The organism is Stenomitos rutilans (assembly GCF_059505485.1).
On record NZ_JCACKR010000172.1, the window covers coordinates 1 to 10544 of the forward strand.

Sequence of the window (10544 nt, forward strand, 5' to 3'; positions counted from 1 at the left end):
TCGGCTGTTGTCTGACTTCAGACATTGCCACTTCTGTCAATGCGTAAGTTCTAGAATTATTTAAGTAAGAACGTCATTAAATTTGTTAAAGATACTTGTAAAAAAGTTAAAAAACAGGCAATGGGCACCCAATTAAGCATATCCAAAAACAAAGTTTAAAGACTAAGATATTCACTCGCTACTGGTTACATGTCAAACAATTGAACGGTTGCGATCGTGCAGAGAGACTAACGAAACCGTTCAGATTCGTCATCCTAAAGCCACAAAGCGTATCAAGACAAACGTGAGGCTAGGAGATGAATTAAAGCTGATTGAAATAACGAGCGTCTTAGAAATAGAACACCGTTCGCAACACGCCGATAAAAACATCATCGTTGCGATCGTCGTGATTGGGTGCCGTTAACCAGATCACACCGGGCGTTATCGCAATATTATCGCTAAGACGAAAGCGGTAGAAGCCTTCAACGTGGAGAGAGGTATCGCGATCGGCTTGTCCACCATTCACGCCATTTGTCAGGTTAGTTAACTTTGGCTCCATGCCTACCAAAATGCCGCCCAGATCACCTTTTCTACCCAAATCGGGAAAGGCTAAACCAACCATCCAGTTCCAGATATCCCCATCACCCCTGCCGATATAGCGCTGTTGGGCATAACCAACCCAGCCAGCGAGAGAAATCCTGGGGTTGAAGTTGATGCTGCCTGAGAAGCCAAAGGCATTGGTACTTACAGAGGTACCAAAGTTACTGTTTGCCAAATTGCTGCCCGTAGCACCCAGGCTGGAGGCAATATCGGGTTGAATTCTGTCAGGAAAAGGGCTATAGGCATTGACGTAAGTAAACCCAATCCGACTGGATGGACTCAGATTCACAATGAGCTGTGCCAGAGCACCATATTGACCGTTGAACAACCCATTTTTGGCGCTGGGGTCGTTGGCGTTGGGCACCAGGTAGCCCAGGTTGAGTTCCAGGGTGTCGTTAAAGAAGTGCCGTAAACCAAACCCCGTGCCGCCAGAGTAGTTGTAAATCGAGTTACGCAGCCCAAACAGCGAAACGGCTCCTCCATCAAAGTAAGGATTCAACTGCTGAGACGCATCGATATCAACAAAGCCATTGCCTGCGCCTGCAAGGTAGATATTGGTGCGAGAGCCGATCGGAAAGCGATAGCGCAACAACCCAATGCCAAGCGAGCCACGGCTATCCCCATCAAATTCAATGCGTCCTTCGTTGGTCAGTAGGGCACCGAGCCCACCACCTGTGACCGTTGTGCCACCGAGAGGCGTGACATTGTTGGCTTGTAGGCGGGTCGTGAGGAGATCTCTGCCACTAAAGCTCGTTTCCAGGTTTAATCGCACTCTGTAGCCGAGAGTAGGCACTCGATCGGCTCGCGTACCGTCTGCCCGATCGCCCGCCAAGACACTGATGGCACCAAAGATCAGTTCGCCGCTCAGCTTTGTGGTCGTAGAAAACTGCTGTCGTTCTAGTGTGGCAGTTTGCACCTCCAGTGCCCCTATGCGCCCTCGGAGTGTGGCAAGTTCAGCCGTAAATTCTTCTTGCAAGCGTTGGAGTGCGACTAAATCCTCCTTTTTCACCAGGTTGGTAGTCCCCGCCGCAATGAGTTCGTTGATGCGATCCATACAGGCGTTGAGTCCAGCCGCAAACTCGTAGCGAGTCAGTGCTCGATTGCCTCGAAAGGTGCGATCGGGATACCCCACAATGCAGCCATAGCGCTCTACAAGCGACTGCAAGGCTTGAAACGCCCAATCGGTCGGTCGGACATCCGACAGTTGTGAAACAGAGGTCACTTGCGGCATTGGGTCTTCATCGGCACTACCTGCATCAACACTACCTTCAGCAACAACGCCTTGTGTTATTGACTGACTCAATAGATCTGGAGTTGAGTCTACCGCTTGAGGACGATCGGCGGTCTGGTTAGGAGCCGCGATCGCAGACTGCTCTCCTACATAAGAAAGCATTAGAACAGTTGAACTTACTAATAGATAACAAAGCAAATAATTCATTAAATGAACCCCTCAACAACACGTTTGATCCATGAATCGGTTGATTCATGCACCGTATTTAAGTCATAAATTCATGTTGATTTGGCCCTTACGTTCTTCAGTAGGGCAAACTTGCACTCAATGCTTTCATCTAGAAGTGTGACTGGTCACAACAGTCCACCCATCAAGAATAGTAATGGCACCAAAGTGCTGAATTTGACGATGTTAAAGCATACAAGCCGCGATCGGACTAGCAATTTACAGTACAAGAACAATCAATACCGATTTGTTTCTTCACAACTCAGGTATTGATCGTATAAGTGTGAATTTGGCTAGAAACCTGACATATCAGGCTTTTTCCGAGGCTGAATTATAAGTTACTGTGGCGAAAAGATCGCCCACATCTTTCTTGAGAGGTACCTTAGACCTTTAGTTAGAAACCTTTACACGCTTTGACTGTAATAGTAAGCTGTGTTTTAAAACTCCTAATCGCTTCGTTGCTGAAGCTTTTGCCCCCTTTTCTTGTATTCCCAAAGGGCTTTAAGCCCACAGGATTGGGGGCTTTTGAAGCCTGTTTGGAAGCCCCCAGAATTGGGAGTGGGGGGCTTTCGAGGGTTTTAAAACACGCCCTAAGACTTTGGATTAGTTTAAGTCCTGAGATGTTAACTAGAGTTGTCTTTCCAAACACGTTGAGCAGTTTTTAAGCAAGTTTTTAGGGCCAACGATCGACAAACAATGCCAACCCAAAAGGTACTCAGTTATAAAAAGATATTACTTTTTCTTTGCGTTTTTTCTTTATAGTAGCCCGGTTCTGCTAATCGTGTTTTAGCCAATGATTGTTTTAGCTCAACTATTGAAATGGTTTCCTGATCGGCTGACAAATCTACTTCGTGGATGATGTGTAGACGTTGAGGTGGTAAACGAAGGTAAGTGCTTCGGTGAGATCATGGCACGGCTTTGATGAGGCTGTGTGGATGTTGTTGGCTGTCGCCAAATCATTAGAGGAAGGCTCACGATGCCCAGAATAGTCACGACTCCAGCCGTTACCCAGACAACAAGACGATTGGGTTGATAATCGCCCCGTTCAATTTGGCTAAAGACGCGATTGTAACGCCACACAGAGAGCGGAATCACGACAATACCTGTCATAACTAGCACAATTCCAATGCTTTGAGAGCTGAGAAAGGATGGCGGTGCAGCATCCTGGTGCGTTAAAGCAGACTGAAGCTCCCGCAGAAAAAGACCGAAGCGAGCGATCGCAAACCCAAACCCGATGAGTGCAATGGCAGTTCGTAGCCAAGCCAGAAACGTCCGTTCATTTGCCTGATGCTCACGCTGCCGATCAATTTTTTGCATGTAAAGCTCGCTGCGTTTGGATGGATTATCTTCTACCGCTGCATAGACAGTCTATCGACTTGCGACATCAGTTTACTTAGAGCACTTAGGATGGTGAATGAAGTTAATTGTATATCGCTTGCTCTACCACTGAGATGTGGAGGGAACAGAAACAATGCTTGGCGCTCTTTGCGTCTTTGCGGTTAATTTTCGGTTTGATTTGATCTTTTTCCGTTAACCTGCACTAGCGGTCGGATCGGCCACACTGACTCGTTCCAACCCTTCGATCGCAAGGCGATGAATGGGCAGCAACCCCAGCATGTTCACAGAGATTGTGTTGCCAAAAACGTTTTGTGGATTGTGCAAGAAATTCTCTGGATTATAGATCGGCGGACGATGCCAGTAGAGGTCATAGCCAAGCGTCATCAGATACTGAATTAACGAGATCGATTTCTCCTGGCGATCGTTCTCAAGATACAAGATGGGTTGACAATGCTGAATCATCGCTGTGGCACCTTTAAGCACAGCTAGTTCCATCCCTTCCACATCAATTTTCAGTAGACGGCACTGCGGTATGGCAAAACTGTCCAGCGTTGCAATTTGCACGTTTTCTCCAAGCGCCTGTTCTTCAGAAATCTTTTGAAGACTCACGCCGCCGTAGTTATTGAGTTGGTGGTAATCGAGTGCTGGAATTTGCGCGAACCCCGGTGCTTCGCCAAGGGCGATCGCATACGTCTGCACATTCGTAATGCTATTAAGCGCGAGATTGGCACATAGGGTCTGAAAGACAATCCGCTGCGGCTCGATCGCCAACACACTGCCCCTGTCTCCCACCGCTCTTGCAAAGAACACCGTATGCGTGCCAATATTTGCGCCCACCTCAACCACCACATCACCGGAACGAAGCAGCGGTTGGAACAAAGCCACTTCCCCCTCACTCCACTCACCATAAAGTTCCAGCGATCGACCAATGTAGAGATCGTTGCGGTTGTAGAGAAACGTTCCGTGACGGCAAGTTTGGAGCTGGTTGAAGCCGGAAAGGAGTGTGGGGTGTTGGGTGTGGGGTGTGGGGTGTGTGGAGGAGTTTTGAGTTTTGAGTTCTTCTCTTTCCCCTTGCTTCCCTTGCGCCCTCTGTTCCCCTTTTTCTGCCTCCTGCCTTCTTCCTTCTTCCTTCTTCGCTCTGCGCCTCTGCGTCTCTGCGGTTGCTTCCAATGCCTCGTTTCTCTGCTCCAACACCGATCGCAACGCTATCTCCAACCGCTCAAACACCCCATCCCAATCTCCCTCCTGCTCTTGCCGAAAAAGCCGCATGGTGAGATACCAGGGCGTATCATCTCGATCGCGCAGCCAGCGCCAGTCAGCAACATTAGCTAGTAACGTCCACACAGGTTTACCGATCGCACCTGCCAGATGGGCCACAGACGTATCGACGCTAATTACCAAATCGAGTTGGGCGATCGCGGCAGCAGTGTCCGCAAAATCGTCCAGATATTCATGCAAGTCCTGTATGGCTGAATGAGCTTCCAGTAGAGCCAAATCGGCTTCAGTCGGATTTTTTTGTAAGCTGTAGAGCGCCACACTCGGAATTTCGAGTAGAGCTAGAAAGCGTTCTAACTCACACGATCGCTTACTGCTGGTGGAACTATCAGGATTAGCGCCCCAGACAATACCAATTTTGAAGGGAGTGGGGAGTGGGGAGTGGGGAATGGCGGATAGACTGTCAGCGATCGGTAGGCGAAATTCAGATGTAGGGGTGAGGTAGGGCACGTCACCGGGAATGGTTTCTAGTGTGGTTCCCAACAGCAGCGGTAAATCTAGTAGAGGGGCGTGAACATTTGTTTGAACATCGACATTCGCGCGATCGACACAGCGATCGATACCGGGCAGAGTATTCAACAGACGGATGAGTGGCTCTTGGCAGGCAATCACCACATGTCCACCACGCTGAGCTACCAAACTGGCGTAACGTGCAAACTGAATGGTATCGCCATAGCCTTGCTCTGCCGTCAGCAAAATGACTTTGCCGTTGAGGTCTGACCCATCCCAAAGCGCGTGCGGATAGCGTAGCGATGCACATTGCCGACTCTCCCAGCGCCAGTGATATTCCTCAAAGCCCTGCTTGAGATCGCCCAGCAACAGCAGCACAATCCCTAGATTCAGGTGAGCATTGGCATGATCAGGCTTGTATTGAAGTGCCTGCCTGTAATGCTCGATCGCCCGTTCAAATTCACCCTGCTCTACCAAACCGCTGGCGTAATTATTGTGAGCATCCGCATGATCTGGTTGAAGCTGAATCGCCTTTAGGCAGTGGGTCATCGCTTCGTCGATGTCGCCCTGCGATTGGAGTGCCGAACCTAGATTGTTATAGGCATTGGCAAGGTTCGGATCAAGCTCTAGCGCCCGTCGATAGTAGACAATTGCCTCGTCAACCTTTCCCTGCTCTTGCAGCACCGTCCCCAAATTATCGTATGCGCTGGCATAATGCGGGTTGAGGTCAAGTGCTTTCTGGTACTGAGCCGTCGCTTCTTCTAGCTTTCCCTGCCTTTGCAGCGCCGTCCCCAAATTGTTGTAGGCGCTGTAACTATCTGGCTTGAGGGCGATCGCTTGTTCGTAATGAGCGATCGCCTCCTCAACATGACCCTGACGAAAGAGGGAAACGCCTAACCCATTGTGCGCGTTGACATGAGTAGGATCGATCGCAAGTGCCTGTTTATAGTGAGCGATCGCGTCTTCTAACTTGCCCTGCTTATACAATGCTGTCGCTAGATTACTATGTGCTGCACCATAGTGAGGAGCCAGCGCGATGACTTGTCGATAATGAGCGATCGCCTCGTCCATTTGCCCAATTTGACCCAAGATTACAGCCAGGTTGTAGTAGGTCTCCGGTTGCTGTGGCTTTAGCGCGATCGCCCGTTCTTGATGGGCAATCCCCTCCTGAATGCGTCCCTGCCGACACAAAAGCGTGCCCAGATTGCTGTATGCCTCTGCGCTTGGCTCCAGCGCCAGCAGGTGATCGTAGTAGGCAATGCTTTCTTCTGGCCTACCCAACTGATCCACAATCAGCGCCAGCCAGGTTAATGCTGTCAGGTGCTCAGGTTGATCCTCTAACACTTGATGATAAAGCGTCTCAGCTTCAGCCAACCGTCCCGATTGATAGCGCTGATGGGCGGCAGTAAGTTGGGCCGTGATGTGCTCGAATTGTTGTAATGACATGGGAGGGGGCAAGGGGAGCAGGGGCGGAGAAAGTTTTGAGTTTTGAATTACAGCTTCTGACTTCTGACTTCTGACTTCTAATAACTAAAAACTAACAACTCATACCATTTCTCTTTCATTGCGCTACAGATAATGCACTCCAACCAATGATGCTATGCAGGTTCGGGCACTCAAAACTCAAAACTGAGAACTGGTATAACCACTTCCCCTAACCTTCCCCTCACGCCAGCGGAAAGAACACTCGAAAATAAGTAGACAAAATGGCGCTGCCCCAAAAGACCACGATCGCGGCACCCAGCGCTAAATAGGGGCCAAACGGCATCGCTTGGCGGCGGCTGATCCAACCCATCGCGATCGCACCGCCACCCACAAAGGCACCGATCGCACAGGCGAGGAAACCTGCCAGCAGCAGATATTTCCAGCCGAGCCATGCACCCATCATGGCAGCGAGTTTGGCATCGCCTGCACCCATCGCGGCTTGCCCTAACAGCATCGAACCCGCGATCGTAATCAGGTCTAACAGCCACAGCCCCACGACCGCACCCAAAATGCCATGCATCAGTTGCGTCAAAGCACCCGATAGAGTAGCCGTCAGTGCAAAACCAAGGCTCACTTGAAAGATGAGTCCGATCGCCAACCCCGATTGCGTTAGCGGATTGGGCAGCGTCATCGTATCCAGGTCAATGAGCGACAGTGCCAACAGCCAGCTTAAAAACGCCCAGTAGCCTACAGTTTGCCACGACCAGCCAAACGCCCAAAAGGTAAAGACAAACAAAAGACCCGCAACCCCTTCGACTAAGGGATAACGGGCAGAAATCGAAGTCTTGCAATGCCGACAGCGCCCCTTCAGCAGCAGCCAGCCCAAAATGGGAATATTCTCGCGCTTGCCCAATCGATGCAAACACTGGGGACAGCGTGAAGGTGGATGCACCAGTGATAACCCCGCAGGCAAGCGATACACCACAACATTTAAGAAGCTACCGATCGAGGCTCCTAAAATGAAGACGGCGATCGTCGCTGGCAACTCAAATAAAAAATCCATGAGAAACAAGGGCTAGGGAACGCGAAGGCGATCGGCTTACAACGCTTAAGTTACCCCACTGACAGCGAAAAAGTATGGTTGCGATCGTCCCCTCTCACCGAATACAAATAAACTTTGCATCTCTACAATAGTTAAGATTTATTCTGGTGCAGCGGGCTTGCTAAATAGTATAAGCATCTGCGATCTAAGCGTTAGCAACGTCGTTATCGCTAGGAACTAACCTTAAACGACAATTACTGTTTACTAGGTGTGTTGCTACTCTTACTGACCACACTCCAATATTTACTGCTCCTTGCCAATGAAGCCAGAAAAAACGCCCTTCAACAAACCGAGGTAGTGATTGTGGTGCTTCGTCATCTAAAAACGCTACTCCACATTCTTCAAGGCTGATCACAAAACCAATGTCATCCCAACCGTCCAGTGGAAAGAATGGTTTTAAAGTTCGCCATCCGTCCATTGGGTAAATTACAGAAGGAGGTAGTTGCAGAAAGCGAGCCACTGCTTCTCGCACAACTACTACCCAAGCTGCAAGTTGATCTGGTGCTTGTACTGTTTCTAAAAAGTCCTTGTGGGACATTGGAGGGTGAGTAGCAGCAAATTGCTCTCGTTGTGAAATAATCACAGATTAAATTTATAGCGTGTTTAATTGCTAACCAATTTTCATGTCAGCAAGGAGCTTACCCTGTAGTTAACATTCTCCCTACTTGAAACGAAGCAGTCTAACAATGTAAAGCAGCGACTTCAATCCCCGACTTCTGACTCAGGTTCAGCCAATTGCCTCAGAGCCTTACAAGGAAGTCGGGACTTGGGGGATTTATCACCCCCGATCGCTCCTCTTCACCCGACTCCCCACTCCCGACTCCCTATTCCCGCTTCTCCCTAATACATCTCCGACTCAATCTGGCTAAATGGCACAAAGCATTCCTGTGGCAGAAGGACAGGCTTACCCGAAAAGATCAGCTTGCCCCGATGCGTAAAGCGGTTGATGGCAACCCCTAGCGGACGCTGGATTAAACCGGGATGAACTTCGTAATAGGTTGTGTAAATGAGCCGCGCTGACCGAATCAGAGCGGGGTCTAGCAACGCTGTGAAGTCCGAGTCATCTACCCTGCCTTGATTCTGTTTCTGCGAAACGTATACCACCTTTTTGCCCCTTTGTTTTTGCTGACTTTAGTATATCTGTACGTTCTCAGCAAGGGTGAATTCCTTTAAATTTTCCCTTGATCGCCGTCTCACCCGTTAGACAACGCGCCTTAGAGCCAGTCTCCAACGCGGCTGAAACCTCGTAAAAGTATACTCACGTTCAACCGTTTAGGGACGATCGCGCTAATAATTGACAAAACTACACAGAATGGAGTGCCTGGATTAATGCCTCACCCATCGCCTTGCAGCCTAGCAATGTCATCTCGTTAGACATAATATCGCCTGTCCGGTTGCCCTGATCCAGCACAGTGTTGACGGCTTGTTCGATGCGATCGGCAGCAGCAGGTTGGTTCAAGCTGTAGCGCAGCATCATCGCCGCACTCAGCACTTGTGCCAAGGGATTTGCCTTATCCTGTCCGGCAATATCAGGTGCAGACCCGTGGACTGGCTCAAACACCCCCGGCCCTGATGCCCCTAAACTAGCGGAGGGTAACATCCCAATACTCCCTGTCAGCATAGCGGCAGCGTCCGAGAGAATATCGCCAAAAAGGTTGCTGGTGACGATCGTGTCGAACTGCTTGGGATAGCGGAGTAGCTGCATCGCGGCATTATCCACGTACATGTGAGAAAGTTCGACATCGGGGTACTCGGTCGCAAGGGCAGTCATGCGATCACGCCACAGTTGCGAGACTTCCAGCACGTTTGCTTTATCCACTGAGCAAAGCTTATTCCCGCGCTTTTGAGCGGTTTCAAAACCCACGCGACCAATGCGATCGATTTCTGATTCGGTGTACGCCATCGTGTTGACCCCACGTTTCTCACCCGTCTCTGTCGCAAAAATGCCTTTGGGCTGACCGAAGTAAACGCCACCCGTCAACTCCCGCACGACTAGAATATCTACTCCTTCCACGATCTCGCGCTTCAGGCTGGAGGCATCCACCAACTGGGGCAAAATTTTGGCAGGGCGCAGATTGGCAAAGAGTCCCAAGCCTGCACGTAGACCCAATAAACCTGTTTCAGGACGTAGATGGCGTGGTAAGGTGTCCCATTTGTAGCCGCCGATCGCCGCTAGCAGCACTGCATCGCTGTTTTTGCACAGGTCTAACGTTTCGGCAGGAAGCGGTTCACCTTTGGCATCGATCGCGGCTCCACCCATCAACGCTTCCTGAAACTCAAACGACAGATCCAGTTGCGCTCCGATCACCTTCAGCACCTCGACCGCAACTGCCATAATTTCGGGACCAATGCCATCACCAGAAAGAAGCGTGATGCGGTAATGCTGAGTCATAGTGTGCCGTAGATTCAAGTGTAATGGGTATGAAAAGTTCGCTACGCTACGCTACTTTGCCACGACAAAGCGGTTGTAACAGCGGATTACAGGCTCATTATCATACCGCGAGATGCGACATCCCATGAGGTGACGCGCACTATAACATCCATAAAACGGTACAATTGCACTAAATTTTACCGTCACTAATTTATCGTTGATGTCCATGCCACGCTCAGACCAAGATTCTCCCTGGAAGGACATTTTGCGGCAGTATTTTCAGGATGCGATCGCCTTCTTCTTTCCGCAGACAGCAGAGCGCATTGATTGGCACCGTCCCTACGAGTTCCTGAATAAAGAATTTCAGCAAATTGCGCCAGAAGCCGCCATTGGCAAACGGTATGCTGATCAACTGGTAAAGGTATGGCTTAAGCGAGGACAAGAACTGTGGCTCTTGGTGCATATTGAAGCCCAAGCCGCTTCAGAAGCCAATTTTGCCGAGCGCATGTTTGTGTAGTGCGATTCGTTCTGACGAAACCGTTAAGGGG

8 protein-coding genes are annotated in these 10544 nt (G+C 49.9%); 1 reads left to right on the plus strand and 7 read right to left on the minus strand.

Annotated elements, in window-relative coordinates; genetic code table 11:
- Nucleotides 1-328: 328 nt before the first annotated feature.
- The 7 genes from AC5JLP_RS34470 to leuB all read right to left on the minus strand — a co-directional run bounded on the left by AC5JLP_RS34470 (nucleotide 329) and on the right by leuB (nucleotide 10017).
- The gene (locus AC5JLP_RS34470; protein ID WP_496072401.1) at nucleotides 329-1972 is read right to left on the minus strand and encodes an iron uptake porin; all 1644 of its coding nucleotides are present in this window, start codon (nucleotides 1970-1972) and stop codon (nucleotides 329-331) included.
- A gap of 870 nt (nucleotides 1973-2842) precedes the next feature.
- On the minus strand, nucleotides 2843-3352 hold the full coding sequence (locus AC5JLP_RS34475) for a YidH family protein (protein WP_496072402.1): 510 nt from the start codon (nucleotides 3350-3352) through the stop codon (nucleotides 2843-2845).
- Nucleotides 3353-3565: 213 nt separating this feature from the next.
- Complete coding sequence (locus tag AC5JLP_RS34480; protein WP_496072403.1) at nucleotides 3566-6544, minus strand: FkbM family methyltransferase; 2979 nt, start codon at nucleotides 6542-6544, stop codon at nucleotides 3566-3568.
- A 220-nt stretch (nucleotides 6545-6764) separates the two neighbouring features.
- Nucleotides 6765-7586, minus strand: a complete 822-nt coding sequence (locus AC5JLP_RS34485; protein WP_496072404.1) for a prepilin peptidase — start codon at nucleotides 7584-7586, stop codon at nucleotides 6765-6767.
- Nucleotides 7587-7770: 184 nt separating this feature from the next.
- A complete protein-coding gene (locus tag AC5JLP_RS34490; protein ID WP_496072405.1) occupies nucleotides 7771-8208 on the minus strand; it encodes a hypothetical protein in 438 nt (145 codons plus the stop codon).
- A gap of 257 nt (nucleotides 8209-8465) precedes the next feature.
- Nucleotides 8466-8729 (minus strand): hypothetical protein, encoded by a 264-nt coding sequence (locus AC5JLP_RS34495; protein WP_106255331.1) that lies wholly within the window; start codon nucleotides 8727-8729, stop codon nucleotides 8466-8468.
- A gap of 199 nt (nucleotides 8730-8928) precedes the next feature.
- Nucleotides 8929-10017 (minus strand): 3-isopropylmalate dehydrogenase, encoded by a 1089-nt coding sequence (gene leuB / locus AC5JLP_RS34500; protein ID WP_496072406.1) that lies wholly within the window; start codon nucleotides 10015-10017, stop codon nucleotides 8929-8931.
- Between the two features lie 205 nt (nucleotides 10018-10222).
- Here leuB and AC5JLP_RS34505 point away from each other — a divergent pair, with 205 nt between their 5' ends.
- Nucleotides 10223-10513 carry a hypothetical protein gene (locus AC5JLP_RS34505; RefSeq protein WP_496072407.1) on the plus strand — a complete coding sequence of 97 codons (291 nt, stop codon included), beginning with the start codon at nucleotides 10223-10225 and terminating at the stop codon, nucleotides 10511-10513.
- The last annotated feature ends 31 nt before the right edge of the window (nucleotides 10514-10544 follow it).

Coding starts and splice junctions, on each gene's coding strand:
- AC5JLP_RS34470 (WP_496072401.1), bottom strand. CDS start 1,972: ATGCTTTCTTATGTAGGAGAGCAGTCTGCGATCGCGGCTCCTAACCAG.
- AC5JLP_RS34475 (WP_496072402.1), bottom strand. CDS start 3,352: ATGCAAAAAATTGATCGGCAGCGTGAGCATCAGGCAAATGAACGGACG.
- AC5JLP_RS34480 (WP_496072403.1), bottom strand. CDS start 6,544: ATGTCATTACAACAATTCGAGCACATCACGGCCCAACTTACTGCCGCC.
- AC5JLP_RS34485 (WP_496072404.1), bottom strand. CDS start 7,586: ATGGATTTTTTATTTGAGTTGCCAGCGACGATCGCCGTCTTCATTTTA.
- leuB (WP_496072406.1), bottom strand. CDS start 10,017: ATGACTCAGCATTACCGCATCACGCTTCTTTCTGGTGATGGCATTGGT.
- AC5JLP_RS34505 (WP_496072407.1), top strand. CDS start 10,223: ATGCCACGCTCAGACCAAGATTCTCCCTGGAAGGACATTTTGCGGCAG.